A 17,104-nucleotide genomic window follows, 5' to 3' on the forward strand; every position below is an offset into this window, starting at 1 on the left:
GAGATGCCCTAAAAAAATGTGTTGCTTTTGATTGGGGCTCTGGCTTGTCTTTCCTTTTCAAAGAACGATCTACCGCTAAACAGCGACTTTTATAATTTATCATTTTTGAATAATGAATGTCAACAACTTTTTGAAGAAGTTTTAATTCGTTATTCTCTTTTCTGTCAGCCGTTTTGGCGACAATTAGTAATATAACATCGGCCCATAAGACCGTCAACCACTTTTGCAAAATAATTTTAAATTAGTTTACAAGAGAATTTCCTGTGTTTAAAAAGCATACAAAAGCCTTCATCCATTAAAAGATGAAGGCTTTTAAAACAGCTTACTGTTTGCTCATCTTTGTACATTCCGGGCATGTTCCGTAAATCTCCAGCCGGTGATCTTCAATTTCAAAGCCGGTCACATGTTCAGCTAACGTTTCTACTTCATCCAGGCCTGGATAATGAAAGTCTACAATTTTCCCGCAATCATTACATATTACATGATAATGATCTGAAGTAACGCAGTCGAACCTGCTTGAGGAGTCCCCGTAGGTTAATTCTTTCACTATGCCAGCATCTTTAAAAACCCGAAGATTATTGTAGACTGTGGCTACACTCATGTTCGGAAAACGTTCTTCAAGAGATTTATAGATATCGTCAGCAGTCGGATGGCTCATTGAAGAGTGCAGAAACTCTAAAATAGCATGACGCTGCGGTGTCATCCGAACGTTCGTGCTTTTCAAGACACTTACTGCTTCCTGTAGGCTAGCGCTCGCCATCGTCATGCACCTCTCTTCCTGTAAAACGATTCTTTATTTGTAATTCTTATAATCTATTCTATCGGAACCCCCTGATCCTTGTCAATGAAAGGGGGTCAGCGATTCTCATCTGCTTGGGCTGATTGAAAAAAAGGAAGCATCGATACGTCTAAAAGAAAAGAAGTAAACCTGTTTGAATGTTCGGGCCGTTTTCCCCTGTGTTTTTCATAAGCCAGGCATATATCCTTTAAATCTGTTTTCAGCTTCGCCACTTCGTCTTCATTCACGCCAAACATAAACGTTGTATTTCCTTTTTTTAAAAAACCGCCGCTGCTTGCAATTTCCGTCATACGGTAGCCTTTATCTTTCATTTCCATCTCTACCTGATCAGTGTAAAAATTATCGATAATGCAAAGAAGCAGTTTCATCTTTTCACCCGCCTGCTATTTTTTAGAAGATGACAAGAATTCATCAACATACCGGGATACTTCCGCGATATGGTCCTTTACCTTCACCTCGTCCCATACTTTCTGCACGACTCCTTCTGTATCAATAAAAAAGGTGGACCGTACAATTCCGAGGTATTCTTTACCGAAATTTTTCTTCCATTTCCAAACTCCATAGGCGTTGGCTGCTTCCTGTTCTTCATCAGACAGGAGTGGGAAGGAAAGTTCATGCTTGGCGGTGAAATTTTCATGTTTTTTCATTGAATCAGGGCTGACCCCGAGTACTTTAACGTTTTTATCATTCAATTCCGGGAGAGCATCCCTGAAATCGCAGGCTTCAGTTGTGCATCCAGGCGTGTTATCTTTCGGGTAAAAATACAAAATTACATTTTGTCCCCGGTAATCGCTTAAACGGATATTTTCTCCAGCAGTAGCGGGAAGCTCAAAATCAGGCGCCTGTTTTCCTTCCAGATCTTTTGGATTTACACTGCTTTCTTCTGTACTCATATTGATCACCTCAACACTTGTTTTCATCTTATGATATCATGGTTTTTGCTTTACTTCTCCATGATACAATAGATAAGAAATAGTTGATAGTAAGGAGAGTTAAGAAAATATGTCCTATGAAAAATCTGCCGAACTCTATAATGAAGCCTGCGACTTGATCGTAGGAGGCGTTAACAGCCCCTCCCGTTCCTTTAAAGGCGTCGGAGGCGGAACTCCTGTTTTTATGAAAGAAGGAAGCGGCGCATATTTATTTGATGAGGATAACAACCGCTACATTGATTACCTCGGAGCTTACGGTCCTATTATTACCGGGCACGGCCATCCGCACATAGCTGAAGCTATCAATGAGGCTGCCCGAACAGGCACGCTGCTCGGAACCCCTACTAAATGGGAAAACGTCTTTGCTAAAAAATTAAAAGACGCAGTCCCTTCTCTTGAGAAGGTCAGGTTTGTCAATTCCGGCACTGAAGCTGTAATGACAACTATCCGTGTAGCCAGAGCCTATACCGGTAAACATAAGATCATCAAATTCGAAGGGTGCTATCACGGCCATTCCGACCTTGTACTCGTGGCAGCCGGATCCGGCCCATCGACGCTGGGGTCCCCGGACTCTGCGGGTGTGACTCCCAATATTGCCTCAGAAGTCATCACTGTGCCATTTAACGACATTGAAAGCTTTCGCGAAGCCATGGACCGCTGGGGGGACGAAACAGCTGCAGTCCTTATCGAGCCTATCGTAGGAAATTTCGGCCTTGTCGAGCCGGATCCCGGTTATCTTGAAGAGATCAAAAAACTTACCCACGAATCGGACTCTCTTCTTATCTTTGATGAAGTCATTACTGCTTTTCGTTTCACCTACGGCGCTGCCCAAAATATGCTCCAGGTGGAACCGGATATGACCGCCATGGGGAAAATCATCGGAGGCGGTCTGCCGATCGGCGCTTACGGCGGCCGGGTTGATGTCATGGAGCAGGTCGCTCCCCTGGGTCCAGCCTATCAGGCAGGCACAATGTCCGGAAACCCTGCTTCTATGCGCGCCGGCATTGCCTGCCTTGAAGTATTGGAAAAAGACGGAGTTTACGACACGTTGGATCATCTGGGTGAACGCCTTGAAAAAGGTCTCCTCGATCAGGCTGAAAAATACAGCATTCCCGTTACGATCAATAGGTTAAAAGGAATGTTCACTATTTATTTTACAGACGAAACAGTAAAAGATTATAAAGGAGCCGAGCGTTCGAACTCGGAAAGGTTCAGCATCTTTTTCAAAGAAATGCTCGACCGGGGCGTGCACCTCGCTCCTTCAAAATACGAAGCATGGTTTCTCACCACTGAACACAGCATAGGTGACATAGAAGAAACGCTGGAAGCTTCGGAACAGGCTTTCGCAGCCTTAAGCAGCTACATTCACTAAGTTCAATACAGAAAGGAATACAATCCGTTATGAAGCTGGGAGCCAGAATTTTCAAGACCGGTCTTGCGATCGTTCTCGCTATATACGCAGCATCTTGGATTGGATTGAATCCTCCTTTTTTCGCAGCTATCGCCGCTACTTTCGCTATTCAACCGTCCATATCCCGTACATTCCAAACAATGCTCGACCAGCTTCAGGCTAATATCATCGGGGCTGGCACAGCTATTGTTATGGTACTTGCCTTCGGCCACGATCCGGTAATTATTGGCGTCACGGTGATGATTATTATTGCAGGCATTTTAGGCTTGAAGCTGGATGCCTCCACCATTCCGATTGCTGTTGTGACGGTCATCATTATCATGGGAAGGCCAGGAGACGGCAACTTTATTTTGTTTGCCTCGGAGCGGTTTGCTTTAATCATGCTCGGGATTCTCGCATCTTTTTTAGTCAACATGCTGTTTCTGCCGCCAAAGCATGAAACTAAGCTGTATCAGCAGATCCGGGACGTAACCCAGGATACTATTCAGTGGATCCGGCTGCTTGGAAGGCACGAAACTAACCGTCAGACGCTGCGGAAGGACCTTTCCTCTCTTAAAGACCAGACGGTTTCCATCGAAAACCTGTACCTTTTGTTTAAAGAAGAACGCGTGTATACAAAAAAAGCCCGGCTAACCCGGGATCGGCGCGTTGTTCTTTTTAAACAGATGATCGCTTCGATGAATAAAATCGTGACCATCCTGCGCACACTTGATAAATTTGAAAACGATATGCAGCACACGCCTTCAGACATGCAGGAAGCCATACGCAATCAGCTTGATCATCTTATGGATTATCATGACAGAATTCTTCAGCGTTATGTAGGCAAGGTGACCACTCATCTTACCGAGGAGATGGCCGAAGAGGTCGATGAGGGTAGAGCGTCTTTGACAGATCAGCTCATGGAAATGTATGAGCAGCAAAATATCGACCGCTCGGAATGGCTTCATCTGCTTCCTATTGTTGCACATATCGTCGAGTATAATGAGCAGCTTGAACATCTCGACCGGCTTGTCGAGACCTATTTCCGCTATCACAGCAGCGAAGACTTCTTCGCTATTGAAAATTAAAAGGAGGACTCCCACAGCGGGCGCCCTCCTTTTTTATTTATAAATTTTCACTGATCTCCATCAGGTATTCCGCTAAAGCCTCAAGGCCTTTGTCGTAGTTTTCCAGATGAAAATGTTCATTCGGTGCATGGAAGTTTTCGGTTGGAAGACCAAATCCCATCAATGCTACCGGCACGTTTAACATTTGGGAGAACGTTTCAATGACAGGCACAGACCCTCCCATTCGCGTATATGCTGCTGTTGTACCGTACGCTGTTTCAAGCGCCCTCCCGGCTGCCTGGATGGCCGGGTGGTCAAACGGAGTGACAAATGGCCGGCCTTTATCAAACGGAGTCACTTCCACCTCTACGCCTTTCGGGGTTTTTTGTTGAACATGAGCTGTCAGCTTTTCAGCAATCTCATCCGGGTCCTGGTCAGGCACGAGCCGGCACGTAATCTTAGCTGAAGCAGCAGAGGGCAGCACCGTTTTGATGCCTTCCCCCTGAAAGCCTCCGTGCATACCGTTAATTTCAAGCGTCGGCCGGGCCCACGTTCTTTCCAGAAATGAAAACCCTTCTTCGCCGAACAGCTCCGGCACGTTTAATTCTTTTCTTGTATTTTCTTCGTCATACGAAAGCTCCGCATACGCCCGGCGTTCCTGCTCCGTAAGCGAAAGAACCCGGTCGTAAAACCCATCGACGGTAATACGGCCTCTGTCGTCATGCATAGATGCAAGTATGTCGGCCAGTGCATGAAGCGGATTTGCGACTCCGCCTCCGTAAAGACCGGAGTGCAGGTCTCCCTTCGGCCCTCTCACATCAATCTGAACACCCGCGAGCCCCCGCAGTCCATAGCACACTGTCGGCCGGCCTTTTTCAAGCATCGGCGTATCGGAAACCAACAGTACATCTCCCTGCAGCAGTTCACGGTGCTTTTCTACAAACTCATCGAGATTGGGACTGCCCACCTCTTCTTCTCCTTCAATGCAGAACTTCACATTTACCGGTAGCTCTCCTTTAGTCTGCATGAAGGCTTCAATCGTTTTAAGATGCATAAACACCTGGCCTTTATCATCAGTGGCACCACGGGCATAGATCTTTTCGTCCCGTATCTCTGGCTGAAACGGCGGCGTCTCCCACAGCTCAACCGGATCGGCCGGCTGCACGTCATAATGCCCATAAAAGAGAACTGTAGGCTTCCCTGGAGCATGCATCCAATCCCCGTACACAACCGGGTGACCGCCTGTCTCCATTACAGCCGTGTTTTCCAGACCGGCTGATCGCATACTTTCCTTTACCCAGTAGGCCGCAGTCTCCATATCGGGCTTGTGCTCAGGGTCTGCACTAATGCTTGGTATCGATAAAAATTCTTTCAGCTGGTTTAAGTGGCTGCTTCGATGATGTTTGAAATAATTTTTGACTTCTTCCATGGTTGCCTCCCTGCTTTTCAATTACACATGCTGAACGTCAAACAGCCTCTGGTAAGAGCCTTCTGCCATCATTAACTGCTCGTGGCTGCCTGATTCCACCACCCGGCCGTCTTCGATTACGACAATCCGGTCCGCATGAGTGATCGTTGAAAGCCTGTGCGCTACAATAAAAGTCGTTCTGTCACGTGCAAGCCGCTCCATCGCTTCCTGAATATAATGCTCACTTTCCAGGTCCAGCGCCGAAGTGGCTTCATCAAATACAAGTATCGAAGGGTTTTTCAAAAATACACGGGCAATAGCAATCCGCTGCTTCTGTCCGCCGGAAAGCTTCACGCCCCGTTCTCCGACCGGGGTATCATAGGCGAGCGGCAGTTCATTGATAAAAACCTCAGCATTAGCCATACGCGCTGCATGTATGACTTCTTCATCCGTGGCTTCCGGTTTCCCCATCCGGATATTTTCTTTCACCGATTCGCTGAATAAAATATTGTCCTGCAGCACCATGCCGATATGATCCCGGAGTGTTCGCACTTCATAGTCCCGCACGTCTTTTCCGTCAAGAAGCAGAGCGCCGCCGCTCACATCATAAAACCGCGGAAGGAGACTGACGATCGTACTCTTACCACCGCCGCTCATACCAACCAGTGCAATAGTTTCTCCCGATCTCACATGCAGATCGACATCTTTTAATACATCGTTAGTGTCCTCTTCATATTTAAACCATACGTGGTCAAACCTGATGTCGCCTTTGACATGCTTCACCGGTACGGCTGTTTCTTTGTCGGTAATATCATATTTTTCATCAATAAATTCAAACACCCGATCCATTGAAGCAATCGACTGCACAAGGGTGGTAGATGAATTCACCAGACGCCGCATCGGACTGTAAAGCCTCTCCATGTAAGAGGTGAACGCTACCATCTCCCCGACGGATAAATTCCCGTATAATACAGCCAGGCCGGCTGCCAGGATAACTACCAGCGGCGCTACATCTGTCACGGTATTAACAGCAGCAAATGTTTTAGCATTCCAGCGCGTGTGATCCACCGCGCGGTCCAGGAACTGCCGGTTTCTCGTATCAAACTGTCCCTGTTCATGATTTTCGAGGGCAAAGCTCCGGATCACACTCATCCCCTGCACCCGTTCATGCAGGTGCCCCTGCACATTTGCAAGCGCCTGCGACCTTGCTTTTGTTAGATCCCGAAGCCTTGAATAAAAATATTTGATGAAAAAGGCATAAATAGGTAAAAACAACATCGCCACCAGCGTCAATTCCACGTCCATCGTGAACATAATAATAAGTGCAATAATAATGGTGGCAAGATCAAGCCATATGTTCATCAGGCCGGTAATGACAAAGTCTTTGGTCAGCTCGACATCGTTGATTACCCGCGAAATGATTTCGCCTGCCTTGCGGTTGGAATAAAACCGCAGACTCAGCTTCTGTATGTGGCTGAACAATTGATCACGGATATCATATAAAATTTTGTTTCCTGTCCACTGGGCAAAGTATTGCCGGTAATATTCAATCGGGGGACGAACGATAATAAAAAGCACAACCGCTCCGCCTGCCAGCCAGGCGAGCACTCGTGCTTTTTCAGCTGTTGGCATGCCATCAGCCAACAGCACGTGGTCTATAATATAAGCAAGAATGAGCGGCGTTAAAAGCGGCAGACCAAATTTAAAAATACCAATAATCACTGTCACCGCAATTATTTTATTGTACGGCCGCACAAACTGCATGTAGCGTTTAATACTGCCCATCTTTTTCACCTCTTATCGAAAAAACAAAAAACGCTCATACCACTGTTCGATAAAATGAGAGTTAAATGGGCCTTTTCTCTGACAGATCCAATTCTGCAGTTCCCGAATACTCGTCTCCATCTTTTCATCTATCTGCGCAGGGTAATTCATTTCTTTTTTATGCTGGGCATATTCGTCTTCGTCCAGTAAATTGTAGGTCATGTCCGGAAAAACTTTAATGTCCAGATCATAATCGATATATTTAAGAGCTTCACTGTCGTATACAAACGGGGTGCCAAGGTTGCAATAATAATGCACTCCGTCAGACCGGATCATGCCGATAACGTTGAACCATTTTTCGGCATGAAAATAACAAATAGCAGGCTCTCTCGTTCTCCAGACTCTTCCGTCCGATTCGTGAACCAGAATACGATCGTTCCCACCAATAACCTCTCTGCTTGTACCTTTCAGTATTAATGTCTCTTCCCATACACGGTGGAGCGATCCGTTATGCTTGTAACTCTGCACCTGGATAGGCTTACCTGTTTCCGGGAAGCTTGCGGCGATTTCGTTACGCTCGGCCAATGTGTCCCGCCTCCCTTCTTCTTCAATTTTTGCTGCCTTCTTTTTTCTATCACTTTCTATTATACATTTCTTCTGTCGATCTGAAAAACTGTTAGGATAAAAGGGGAGACAAAACTATCATGTGCAAAATGAAAGGAGACGATTTTTTGAAAGCAGTCGTTTATCATGAACAGGGAAATCCGGATGTACTCACCACGGAAGAAGTGGATAAGCCCGAGATTCAGCCGGATGAAGTTCTCATACAGGTGAAGGCGGTAGGCCTCAATCCCGTTGATACGTATTTTCGCTCCGGCAAACGCCCCGTCTCCTCTTTCCCGGCTATTCCTCATTTTGATGCTGCCGGAATCGTCGAAAAAGTCGGCAGCAGTGCAGGAAATTTTCAGCCGGGGGACAGGGTTTGGGGCACAAACATTCCGAGTGCCGCCGCCGAGTGGGCAGCCGCCCCGGCTTCAAACATTTTTCCCCTTCCAAAAGGCATGAGCTTTACCGAAGGAGCTTCTCTTGGAATTCCCGCCCTTACTGCTCATATGGCTTTATTTTTCCGGGCGGCGCTTCAGCCTGAAGAGACCGTGCTTATTTACGGCGGGGCCGGAGCGGTCGGTCATGCCGCTATTCAGCTGGCCAAGCATCATAATGCCTTTGTCATCACTACAGCAAGCAGCACTGAAAAACACGAAGCCGCACGCCGTGCCGGTGCTGACGTTGTTTTGAACCTAAAAGATGAAAGCTGGAAGAAAGATTTTGCTTCAGCTACGGGACAGCCAGGCGCTGATGTTATTGTTGATATGTCTTTCAGTGAAAATGCCGATACAGATCTGCAGATCCTCTCTCCCGGAGGGCGAATCGTTGCAGTTGGCTCCCCGGTGAACAATATGCCGTCTTTTCCGTGGCAGCTTTTAAACAAAAAATATGCTTCCATCCTCGGCATTCTGCTTTTCACAGCTCCTGTTCCAGCGCTGCAGGAAGCAGCTTTCGGAGTACAGAGGGCTTATGAAAAAGGAGTCTTTTCCCCGCACGTAGCCCGTACCTACCCTATGGAGGAAGCTGCCCAGGCCCACAAAGATTTGGAAAACAAGCGTTACTCCGGCAACCTCGTGCTTACTGTTTCTGAATAAATATAAAACCAGAGGCCGCGGCCTCTGGTTTTATATATTCATCCGGGACTGACCACCGTCAGCAGTAAGCGTTGTGCCAACGAGCCATCGTGCCTCCTTCGAAGCGAGAAACAAAGCTGCGTCTGCCACTTCCTCCACATTACCGAATCTTCCTGCGGGGATATTTTCTTCCACAAACCGCTCCATCGCTTCTGGATTTTCCTCTATCCGCTTCTGCCAATTACCGGTAGGGTGCAGAATGGACCCTGGAGCAATTGAATTGACCCTCACTCCGTCTTTTATCCATTCGTTACCTGCTGCTTTTGTGAAGCTGATCAGCGCCGCTTTGGCGTTGTTATACGTAGCTTTTCCGCCAGCTTCCTTTCCAAAGATCGATGTGATATTAATAATCGCTCCGCCGCGTTCTTTCATCTGCTCATACGCCATTTTACTAAAGTGTACAGCCTGGAAGTAATTTGTTTCCATCGCCTGCGTAAATTCTTCCATAGACGTATCCGCAATTTTTCCACCGCTGCTTCCGCCAGCATTGTTTATAAGTACGTCAATACCGCCAAACGTTTCGATAAACCGTTGAAAGGTATTTTGCCTCTCCTTACCTACAGTGACATCGCAAGCGTAGGTCTCGATGTCTCCGATTTCTTCCCTGGCAGCTTTTAGATATTCTTCAGAACGAGCTAAAATACCAACGTCGGCTCCCTGGCTGTAAAATGCCTGAGCAATGCCTTTTCCTATTCCTTTGGAACCGCCTGTAATCAATACTTTCTTTCCCTCAAAAGCTTTGCTCATTTTAACTCCATCCTTTCAACCAGCGTATTATATATTTTTTGATGGGCCACAGGGAACGCGTAGTTCGCTACGTTCTTCAGCGAAACCCATTTCCAATCCTCCGGCAGAGCGCTTTTTTCCGCCTGCCCCTCATATACGTGCACATTCCAGATCAAATGCGAAAATGTTTGTTCCACACGCTGTACTGGACGCTCAATTTTTGGGGTTACGAATGCATCCGCCTCAAGGTAAGCTCCTATTTCTCCGGCGCGTTCCGCTTCATTTTCCACTGCTGTGTTGGGAAATTCCCACAGCCTTGCCAGAAGGCCTTTATCCGGGCGCTGATGGATTAATAATTCCCCTTCATCGTTCCAAATAATCGCTGCTGCCATTTCCTGCTTTCTCGGCGCCTTTTTCTTTTCTTTTACCGGCAGCTCCTCCTGCACCCCTGCCGCTCTTGCTTTACAGTGCTCCTGCACCGGACAAAGCAGACATCCCGGCGAGGTTGGCGTACAGATAAGAGCACCAAGCTCCATCACTGCCTGATTAAAGTCTGATGGTGAGGTAAGCGGCAGAATTTCGCCAAGCACTGCTTCAAAAGTACTTTTTGTGGACTGCTTGCCGATGTCTTCATACAAACACAGCAGCCTCGAAAACACGCGCATTACGTTCCCATCCACGGCCGGCTCCGGTTTATCAAAAGCAATACTGAGTACTGCTCCTGCTGTATAGGGGCCGACTCCCTTTAACGACCGAAACTCTTTTTTTCCGCTCGGGACTTCTCCTCCGTATTCTTCAGCTACTTCTTTGACCGCCTGGTGCAGGTTTCTCGCCCGTGAATAATAACCGAGACCTTCCCACTTCTTCATCACCTGATCTTCTTCAGCCTCTGCTAGAGCTTCAATAGTGGGAAAAGCTTCTAAAAACCGGTAGTAATACGGGATGACTGTATCGACTTTTGTCTGCTGAAGCATAATTTCTGAAATCCATATGTGATAAGGGTCTCTGCTCCTTCTCCAGGGCAGATCTCTTTTTTGGTGCCGGTACCAGTCGACTAGGTCCTGTTGAAACTGTTCCGGCGAAAAATTTTCCAATAGTGGATGCATAGCAATTCACTCTTTCTCTTTATGTTGGTCACCGTAAGGTCCTTTTTTCTCAAAACACCAGCAGTGTACTTTATTTATCCCTCCAGGGACGAATTTATCAAGGAGGCCATAGACCTCTTCATCTGCCTCTGTTCGTTTCGTTTTCAGGTCGTGGTACTGCCCGGGCGTATTAACTGCAAACATTTCTACAAATAATGCTCCCTGATCCACAGACTCAAACCATTCATAATTATTCACCTGCTCATTGAGCATAGCTGAAGAAATTTCTTCCATCGCGTTTAAAAATTCAGTTCTTTTATCTTCTAAAATCCGGTATTCCATAAAAACGACGTATTTCTGCGGATTCATACAATTCTCCTTTTTGAAATAAACTGTTTAGGGTATCATGAAACTACGCTGGTACGGTCTGTGCTTGTTTGATGCCACAGGCTTTTTTTGTTTCAGCATGCCATAAAATAAAGGTGGTGCCAATGGATACAGCAACTCATACTGTGATGGGGATCGGCCTGGGAGGTCTTGCCACCATTGATCCTTCTATTTCAACCGAAGGCGGAGCAATGGGTACAATCCTGATCGCAACAATTATAGGGTCACAGGCCCCTGATTTTGATACCGTATTAAAACTGAAAAATAACGCCGTCTATATCCGCTACCACCGCGGCCCGACACACTCCATACCTGCCGTTTTAATCTGGCCGGTTCTGCTGGCAGCTCTTATATATATGTTTTCTCCGGACGTTGCTTTTTCGCATTTATGGTTCTGGTCCTTTATCGCTGTCGCTCTTCACGTTTTTGTGGATATTTTTAATGCCTACGGCACCCAGGCGTTATCCCCGTTTACGAAACGATGGATAGCGCTCGGCGTGATTAATATTTTTGATTCGGTAATCTTTTTCTCCCACCTATTCGTATTTATTCTATGGTGGTTTGATGTACCGAGAGCAGCCTCAATGATTGTTTTATATATCTTTTTGCTGTTTTACTATTTATGGCGGTTTCAGGCCCGAAATATTGTTTTGCAAAGAGCCCGTCGCCTGCACCCGGATGCCACGCACCTGTTTATTTCACCGACATACAACTGGTACCGGTGGCACCTGGTTATTCGTACGCCGCACAAGTTATTCGTCACCAATTACCGGAACGGACGGCTTCGCTACTTTGAAACGTACCCGTTTGAGCCAATTCCTGACGATCCGGTTATTAACGCAGCCAGAGATGACCGGAACCTTGCTTCCTTTCTATCCTTCTCCCCTACGTACCGTTGGATTGTCCGCAACACAGACGAGGGATACGAAGTAAAATTCATCGACCTGCGTTACCGCAGTAAAGGATACTATCCATTTGTAGCGGTCGTTCAGCTGAACGAGGACCTGGAGATTATGACTTCCTACACCGGCTGGATTTTCAGTGATGATACCCTTCACAAAAAACTCGACAAAGGCCGGGCCTTTTCCTATTATACTCAATAATAAAGAGTACGGAGCCGCTCTCCGTACTCTTTACTTATATCTGGTTAATGCCAAAAAACTTTTCGTTTGTCGCTTCGTAGCGGTGCAGGTGCGGACCATACTGCCGAACCCATTTTTCTACAATCTGCCCTGTTACCTCTTCACCTTTGTACGAACGGCCTGCTCTCGCCTGAGTGGATTCAAAGTCCTCCCATAAAAAGTCCACCCATTCCCGGGCTTTTTCGTCTGTTAACTGATTATTGACTGAAAGAAGAGTTTCCAATAAATAATTTTTCTGGTTTTCCATTCCGCGCGTTCCTCCATTCTTTATTTTTCTACCAACAGGGAGAAAGGCAATGCTTCGATCTGGCTTGAATTGTTTCGGTAGCCCCAGGCAAACACGCCGTTAATAAATTCTATTTCAAAGGTGGACCCTTCCTGGGCGATCCGGTACGTTTTCCCCGGCTGATAGTCCGCTGGATCCAGCATATACGTTTTCGCCATTGCGATCTTACGCTCATAAACCGCAAATTCATTTCCTCTTCCCATCTGCTCGGCTTTTTTGGACTTTTCGTTTAAGCTCGCGATTTCCTGTTCAAGCTCATATCTGCTCATCTGGCTGTATCTTTTTTCCATTCCCATGTTCGGACTCCTCTCTCTTTTCATCTAAAAACCGCTGGATATGCTCCATCGGGAATTGTTTCCGGTACAGGTATTCTTTAATTTTCTGTTCAAGCTGACGGCCTTCAAGCCTGCCTTCCCATTTACGGTAAACTTTTTCTCCCTGCACTAGCACCGAGTTCCACTCATCTTCCTCGGAAGGAGCAAAGTCCGCTTCTTTTACAGCGGCTGAAGCTGTTTCATGATCGTATCCTTTCCGGAGCAGCATTTGCAACAAACGCTGCTTCACCGCACCTCCCGATTCGCCTTTTTTCTGACGCCCTTTTTTCTCCGCTGCGGTCACCGCCCGTTCGAGAGCCAGTTCATCAGTCAGTGCCTTCATAGCCTCGGAAACATAAGTCTCCGCCACACCTTTTTTCTCCAGGTCCATCCTAATAACCTTCGGCCCTTTATCGGTCGTATTAATTTTTGTGCGCACGAACGCTTTGGCGAATTCCCGGTCATTTAAGAATTTATATTCCTTTGCTTTGTCAACCGCCTTCGATGCGGAGACTTCTGTGAACTCTTTTTCTATTAGGTGGTCATATACTTCTTTTTCTGTCCTCATCACACTCGATAAGTAATGCAGCGCCCGGTTCCATGCCTTGCGTTCATGATCATCCTCAATCATGAGTTCAAGTTCTTTTTCCGTCAATTCTTTCCCCTTTTTAAGGTCCCACTGCACTAGCACAGCTTCATCCACACCGGTCGTAAATGCTTCCCGGCCTGTCTGGTCGGTGAAAATATTATATCGTTCGGGGTTATTTTTCTGCACTTCAATTTTTGTAATTTTCACAAAGGCCCTCTCCTTTTGCATAGTGGAAATGATTATGACAATCTGCTTTTGGGTAAAGTTGAATAGCTTCAAAAGTGACGTTTTTACATCACCTTAAGTAGTGAAAGGAGAAATACACATTGAATATCGCTATCGCAGGAGGAAGCGGATATGTAGGCTCCGCCCTCACAGGCTACCTCGAACAGATGGGCCACCATATTTACATTTTAACAAGAAACAGTAAAAATAAAAAAAATAGTGAAAGGATCACTTTTATTGAATGGATGAAGCCCGGCAGCAAACCCGAATATGAATTGCCGCCGGTAGATGCTTTCATAAATCTCGCAGGCACATCCCTTGCTCAACGCTGGACGGAACAAACCAAAGAGGATATTTTAAACAGCCGTATCGATTCTACAAGAGAAGTTATCCGCATTTTTAAAGCAAGCAGCCATAGACCCGAAGTTCTCATCAGCGCCTCCGCCGTCGCTTATTACGGAATTTCCGACGAAGAGGAATTTACTGAGGAATCCGCTAAAGGAGAAACAAACTTTTTACAGGAGGTTTCCGTACGCTGGGAAAATGAAGCTGAAAAAGCGGAAGAACTCGGAATCAGGGTAGTAAAAGCACGTATGGGTCTCGTTTTGCAGGAGTTTATCCCGCCACTCGTTTCTGTCTACAAAATGTTTGGCGGCGGCACTTTCGGAAGCGGAATACAGTGGTTTTCCTGGATTCATTTAAGAGACGCTGTCGAAATGATTCTTTTTGCAGCTACCACCAAAGAAATTAAAGGGGCACTGAACATTACCGCGCCTGAGCCTGCACAAATGGAAACACTGGGACGCGAGATAGCTAAAGTGACCGGACGTCCGCACTGGCTCTCTGTACCGTCATTTGTTATCGAGAAGATGCTCGGTGAAATGAGTGTAATGATCCTAGGAGGCCAGAAGGTCATACCCCAAAAATCCATGGATCACGGCTTCCACTTTCATTTTCCAAGCCTGCAGCCTGCGCTGATCAACATTTTAAAAGAGTAATCACACGCCGTCCGGGCTTTTCGGGCGGCTTTTCTTATCAAAGGCGGAGGAATTGTCCATCTGCGCAAGTATTACTTATCGTTTTCGCTGTTCAGGTTACATAACACTCTATAAGTAGTAATAATACGCATAAATGCCTGATAGGCAAGTTTGAAAATTTTCATAATTAGCGTTAAGATTTGTTTTATGAGTATGGCAGATCTTATTACATTATAAAACAAGGCAATCTTACGTTTGTTTTTTCTATAAAGAGGTATAGTACAGGTAGCCCTCTATTACTTTTAAAAGGTGGTAAGAAAATGGAAACGAAAATGACTGGAACGAACGGTTCCGTCGATTCAATCGTTTTTGACAAACCAACCGTGGAAGACGGGGCAGACATGTGGGAACTTGTCAAAAACTCCACATTAGATTTAAATTCCTCATATAAATATATTATGATGTGTGAATTTTTTGCCGAAACATGTGTTGTCGCTAAAGAAAACGATGAATTAGTGGGCTTTGTAACGGCCTTTATTCCACCTGAAAAACAGGATACCGTATTTGTCTGGCAGGTGGGCGTGGATACTTCCCAACGGGGAAAAGGTCTTGCTTCCCGTTTGCTGGATGCTCTTCTGGAACGGGATGTATGTGAAGAAGTGCTGTATTTAGAAGCTACCATCACTCCTTCCAATGAAGCTTCGCAGGCGTTGTTTAAAAAGCTTGCCAAGAAACGGGAGACTGAAGTGACAGTTTCTGAATGCTTTACGGAAGACCTTTTTCCGGATGATGAACATGAAGAAGAGTTGACATTTCGAGTAGGACCCTTTACAAAATAAGTAGTGAACATGACATGCAAAGCGCATGTCATGTATTATGTAAAAACTGAATTTTTCGATAACATTCCCAAGGAGGATACTTACTTTTATGATGAAAAATGATCTTAGCGTTTTTAACGAATACGAATCGGAAGTGCGCAGCTACGTCAGAGGATTTCCTACTGTGTTTCACCAGGCAAAAGGGTACAAGCTATGGGATTTGGATGGAAAAGAATATGTCGACTTCTTTTCCGGCGCAGGAGCACTGAACTATGGACACAACGATGACAACATGAAAGAAAAACTGCTCGCCTACATTCAGGAAGACGGCGTTACTCACTCCCTTGATATGGCAACTAAAGCAAAGGGCGAATTTATCGATGCTTTCCAGAATATTATTCTGAAGCCGCGTAACATGGATTATAAAATCATGTTCCCCGGGCCGACTGGCGCAAACAGTGTAGAAAGCGCACTGAAGCTCGCCCGTAAAGTGACGGGACGCACAAATGTTGTCAGCTTCACTAACGGCTTTCACGGTATGACTATTGGAGCTTTGAGCGTTACGGGCAACAAATTCAAACGCGGCGGGGCCGGCATGCCTTTATCCAATACGTCCATCCTGCCGTATGACAAATTCCTAAAAGAAAGCGATAATTCCGTTGAATATATTGAGAACTTCCTTGATAACGGAGGCAGTGGCCTTGACAAGCCAGCAGCGTTTATCGTAGAGACAGTTCAGGGTGAAGGCGGCTTAAATGCCGCAAGCAGCGAATGGCTTCAGTCGATTGAAAAAATCTGCCGTGAACGCGACATTAAGCTTATTCTTGACGATGTCCAGGCAGGCGTCGGCCGTACCGGTACTTTCTTTAGCTTTGAACCAGCCGGTATTAAACCTGACTTTATATGCCTATCCAAGTCAATTGGCGGCAACGGCTCACCGCTTGCCATCACTTTAGTGGCGCCGGAGTATGACAAATTCGCTCCCGGCGAGCACAACGGTACCTTCCGCGGAAATAACTTTGCTTTTGTAACAGGTACTGAAGCTTTGAATTACTGGAAGGATGACCGTTTGGAAAAGAACGTCCAGGAAAAGTCCGAACGTATTGCTTCGTTTCTGGATGACATGATCAAAAAGCACCCTGAAATGAAAGGTGTCCGTAAAGGACGTGGCTTTATGCAGGGAATTATGAGTCCTATCGAAGATCTGTCTGACAACATCGCCGGCAGGTGCTTTGAACACGGTCTGATTATGGAAACAGCCGGTGCGGACGATGAAGTATTTAAACTGTTCCCGCCAATCACCATTGACGACGAAGGACTTGAACGCGGGCTGTCGATTCTTCAGAAGGCAATTGAAGAAGTTACCGCTGAAAGTAACCTCGTTGCCAACTAATTTAGCCGATTGACTAATTGGATAAAAAGAAGCCGATCGATCGGCACCCCGACGGTCGGCCTT

General features: G+C 46.2%; 20 protein-coding genes. 7 read left to right on the forward strand and 13 right to left on the reverse strand.

The window, feature by feature from the left end; all coding sequences use genetic code 11:
• From Q9M42_RS07875 to bcp, 4 genes are all read right to left on the reverse strand, one after another.
• Positions 1-229: hypothetical protein (locus Q9M42_RS07875; protein WP_322525950.1), on the reverse strand; the 229-nt coding region annotated here is incomplete at its 3' end.
• A gap of 93 nt (positions 230-322) precedes the next feature.
• Complete coding sequence (perR, locus tag Q9M42_RS07880) at positions 323-760, reverse strand: peroxide-responsive transcriptional repressor PerR (protein WP_322526179.1); 438 nt, start codon at positions 758-760, stop codon at positions 323-325.
• 95 nt (positions 761-855) lie between these two features.
• The gene (locus Q9M42_RS07885) at positions 856-1,167 is read right to left on the reverse strand and encodes a cyclic-di-AMP receptor (protein ID WP_322525951.1); all 312 of its coding nucleotides are present in this window, start codon (positions 1,165-1,167) and stop codon (positions 856-858) included.
• 15 nt (positions 1,168-1,182) lie between these two features.
• The gene (gene bcp, locus Q9M42_RS07890) at positions 1,183-1,692 is read right to left on the reverse strand and encodes a thioredoxin-dependent thiol peroxidase (RefSeq protein WP_322526180.1); all 510 of its coding nucleotides are present in this window, start codon (positions 1,690-1,692) and stop codon (positions 1,183-1,185) included.
• Between the two features lie 109 nt (positions 1,693-1,801).
• Between bcp and Q9M42_RS07895 the strand changes: the two genes are divergently transcribed.
• Positions 1,802-3,103 carry a glutamate-1-semialdehyde 2,1-aminomutase gene (locus Q9M42_RS07895; protein WP_322525952.1) on the forward strand — a complete coding sequence of 434 codons (1,302 nt, stop codon included), beginning with the start codon at positions 1,802-1,804 and terminating at the stop codon, positions 3,101-3,103.
• Positions 3,104-3,132: 29 nt separating this feature from the next.
• Complete coding sequence (locus Q9M42_RS07900) at positions 3,133-4,209, forward strand: FUSC family protein (protein ID WP_322525953.1); 1,077 nt, start codon at positions 3,133-3,135, stop codon at positions 4,207-4,209.
• Positions 4,210-4,246: 37 nt separating this feature from the next.
• On the opposite strand, the gene Q9M42_RS07905 is transcribed toward Q9M42_RS07900, so the two are convergent.
• Genes Q9M42_RS07905 through ntdP form a run of 3 tightly spaced genes read right to left on the reverse strand, consistent with a single transcriptional unit; the run spans position 4,247 to position 7,945 of the window.
• Positions 4,247-5,617, reverse strand: a complete 1,371-nt coding sequence (locus Q9M42_RS07905; protein WP_322525954.1) for a dipeptidase — start codon at positions 5,615-5,617, stop codon at positions 4,247-4,249.
• 21 nt (positions 5,618-5,638) lie between these two features.
• A complete protein-coding gene (locus Q9M42_RS07910; protein ID WP_322525955.1) occupies positions 5,639-7,381 on the reverse strand; it encodes an ABC transporter ATP-binding protein in 1,743 nt (580 codons plus the stop codon).
• A 12-nt stretch (positions 7,382-7,393) separates the two neighbouring features.
• Complete coding sequence (gene ntdP / locus Q9M42_RS07915; RefSeq protein ID WP_322525956.1) at positions 7,394-7,945, reverse strand: nucleoside tri-diphosphate phosphatase; 552 nt, start codon at positions 7,943-7,945, stop codon at positions 7,394-7,396.
• A gap of 119 nt (positions 7,946-8,064) precedes the next feature.
• Between ntdP and Q9M42_RS07920 the strand changes: the two genes are divergently transcribed.
• The gene (locus Q9M42_RS07920) at positions 8,065-9,060 is read left to right on the forward strand and encodes an NADPH:quinone reductase (protein ID WP_322525957.1); all 996 of its coding nucleotides are present in this window, start codon (positions 8,065-8,067) and stop codon (positions 9,058-9,060) included.
• A gap of 30 nt (positions 9,061-9,090) precedes the next feature.
• Here Q9M42_RS07920 and Q9M42_RS07925 read toward each other — a convergent pair whose 3' ends face one another.
• Genes Q9M42_RS07925 through Q9M42_RS07935 form a run of 3 tightly spaced genes read right to left on the reverse strand, consistent with a single transcriptional unit; the run spans position 9,091 to position 11,279 of the window.
• Positions 9,091-9,846, reverse strand: coding sequence for an SDR family NAD(P)-dependent oxidoreductase (locus Q9M42_RS07925; RefSeq protein ID WP_322525958.1), 756 nt, complete (start codon positions 9,844-9,846; stop codon positions 9,091-9,093).
• Positions 9,843-10,919: an A/G-specific adenine glycosylase gene (gene mutY / locus Q9M42_RS07930; RefSeq protein WP_322525959.1), complete on the reverse strand. Its 1,077-nt coding sequence runs from the start codon at positions 10,917-10,919 to the stop codon at positions 9,843-9,845. The genes Q9M42_RS07925 and mutY overlap by 4 nt, the downstream gene beginning before the upstream one ends.
• A gap of 18 nt (positions 10,920-10,937) precedes the next feature.
• Entirely contained in the window at positions 10,938-11,279 is a 342-nt protein-coding gene (locus tag Q9M42_RS07935; protein WP_322525960.1) for an MFS transporter, read from the reverse strand.
• A 122-nt stretch (positions 11,280-11,401) separates the two neighbouring features.
• Here Q9M42_RS07935 and Q9M42_RS07940 point away from each other — a divergent pair, with 122 nt between their 5' ends.
• Complete coding sequence (locus Q9M42_RS07940; RefSeq protein WP_322525961.1) at positions 11,402-12,400, forward strand: metal-dependent hydrolase; 999 nt, start codon at positions 11,402-11,404, stop codon at positions 12,398-12,400.
• 34 nt (positions 12,401-12,434) lie between these two features.
• Here the strand turns inward: Q9M42_RS07940 and Q9M42_RS07945 are convergent, their stop codons facing one another.
• The 3 genes from Q9M42_RS07945 to recX are packed head-to-tail and all read right to left on the reverse strand — an operon-like array spanning position 12,435 to position 13,835.
• Complete coding sequence (locus Q9M42_RS07945) at positions 12,435-12,686, reverse strand: YfhJ family protein (protein ID WP_322525962.1); 252 nt, start codon at positions 12,684-12,686, stop codon at positions 12,435-12,437.
• Between the two features lie 20 nt (positions 12,687-12,706).
• Positions 12,707-13,015 carry a YfhH family protein gene (locus Q9M42_RS07950; RefSeq protein WP_322526181.1) on the reverse strand — a complete coding sequence of 103 codons (309 nt, stop codon included), beginning with the start codon at positions 13,013-13,015 and terminating at the stop codon, positions 12,707-12,709.
• The gene (gene recX / locus Q9M42_RS07955) at positions 12,981-13,835 is read right to left on the reverse strand and encodes a recombination regulator RecX (RefSeq protein ID WP_322525963.1); all 855 of its coding nucleotides are present in this window, start codon (positions 13,833-13,835) and stop codon (positions 12,981-12,983) included. The genes Q9M42_RS07950 and recX overlap by 35 nt, the downstream gene beginning before the upstream one ends.
• 119 nt (positions 13,836-13,954) lie before the next feature.
• Here recX and Q9M42_RS07960 point away from each other — a divergent pair, with 119 nt between their 5' ends.
• From Q9M42_RS07960 to ectB, 3 genes are all read left to right on the forward strand, one after another.
• Positions 13,955-14,851, forward strand: coding sequence for a TIGR01777 family oxidoreductase (locus Q9M42_RS07960; protein ID WP_322525964.1), 897 nt, complete (start codon positions 13,955-13,957; stop codon positions 14,849-14,851).
• A gap of 299 nt (positions 14,852-15,150) precedes the next feature.
• On the forward strand, positions 15,151-15,669 hold the full coding sequence (gene ectA, locus Q9M42_RS07965; RefSeq protein ID WP_322525965.1) for a diaminobutyrate acetyltransferase: 519 nt from the start codon (positions 15,151-15,153) through the stop codon (positions 15,667-15,669).
• Between the two features lie 88 nt (positions 15,670-15,757).
• Complete coding sequence (ectB, locus tag Q9M42_RS07970; RefSeq protein ID WP_322525966.1) at positions 15,758-17,041, forward strand: diaminobutyrate--2-oxoglutarate transaminase; 1,284 nt, start codon at positions 15,758-15,760, stop codon at positions 17,039-17,041.
• Positions 17,042-17,104 lie beyond the last annotated feature (63 nt).

This window comes from Marinococcus luteus, from assembly GCF_034497705.1.
GTDB lineage: Bacteria > Bacillota > Bacilli > Bacillales > Marinococcaceae > Marinococcus > Marinococcus luteus_A.

What these genes read in the sequence shown, in the direction of transcription:
- Q9M42_RS07910 (WP_322525955.1), bottom strand. Translation starts at nt 7,381, where the DNA reads ATGGGCAGTATTAAACGCTACATGCAGTTTGTGCGGCCGTACAATAAA.
- perR (WP_322526179.1), bottom strand. Translation starts at nt 760, where the DNA reads ATGGCGAGCGCTAGCCTACAGGAAGCAGTAAGTGTCTTGAAAAGCACG.
- Q9M42_RS07920 (WP_322525957.1), top strand. Translation starts at nt 8,065, where the DNA reads ATGTGCAAAATGAAAGGAGACGATTTTTTGAAAGCAGTCGTTTATCAT.
- bcp (WP_322526180.1), bottom strand. Translation starts at nt 1,692, where the DNA reads ATGAGTACAGAAGAAAGCAGTGTAAATCCAAAAGATCTGGAAGGAAAA.
- Q9M42_RS07905 (WP_322525954.1), bottom strand. Translation starts at nt 5,617, where the DNA reads ATGGAAGAAGTCAAAAATTATTTCAAACATCATCGAAGCAGCCACTTA.
- Q9M42_RS07895 (WP_322525952.1), top strand. Translation starts at nt 1,802, where the DNA reads ATGTCCTATGAAAAATCTGCCGAACTCTATAATGAAGCCTGCGACTTG.
- ectB (WP_322525966.1), top strand. Translation starts at nt 15,758, where the DNA reads ATGATGAAAAATGATCTTAGCGTTTTTAACGAATACGAATCGGAAGTG.
- Q9M42_RS07940 (WP_322525961.1), top strand. Translation starts at nt 11,402, where the DNA reads ATGGATACAGCAACTCATACTGTGATGGGGATCGGCCTGGGAGGTCTT.
- Q9M42_RS07950 (WP_322526181.1), bottom strand. Translation starts at nt 13,015, where the DNA reads ATGGAAAAAAGATACAGCCAGATGAGCAGATATGAGCTTGAACAGGAA.
- Q9M42_RS07935 (WP_322525960.1), bottom strand. Translation starts at nt 11,279, where the DNA reads ATGAATCCGCAGAAATACGTCGTTTTTATGGAATACCGGATTTTAGAA.
- Q9M42_RS07900 (WP_322525953.1), top strand. Translation starts at nt 3,133, where the DNA reads ATGAAGCTGGGAGCCAGAATTTTCAAGACCGGTCTTGCGATCGTTCTC.
- Q9M42_RS07945 (WP_322525962.1), bottom strand. Translation starts at nt 12,686, where the DNA reads ATGGAAAACCAGAAAAATTATTTATTGGAAACTCTTCTTTCAGTCAAT.
- Q9M42_RS07925 (WP_322525958.1), bottom strand. Translation starts at nt 9,846, where the DNA reads ATGAGCAAAGCTTTTGAGGGAAAGAAAGTATTGATTACAGGCGGTTCC.
- ectA (WP_322525965.1), top strand. Translation starts at nt 15,151, where the DNA reads ATGGAAACGAAAATGACTGGAACGAACGGTTCCGTCGATTCAATCGTT.
- Q9M42_RS07885 (WP_322525951.1), bottom strand. Translation starts at nt 1,167, where the DNA reads ATGAAACTGCTTCTTTGCATTATCGATAATTTTTACACTGATCAGGTA.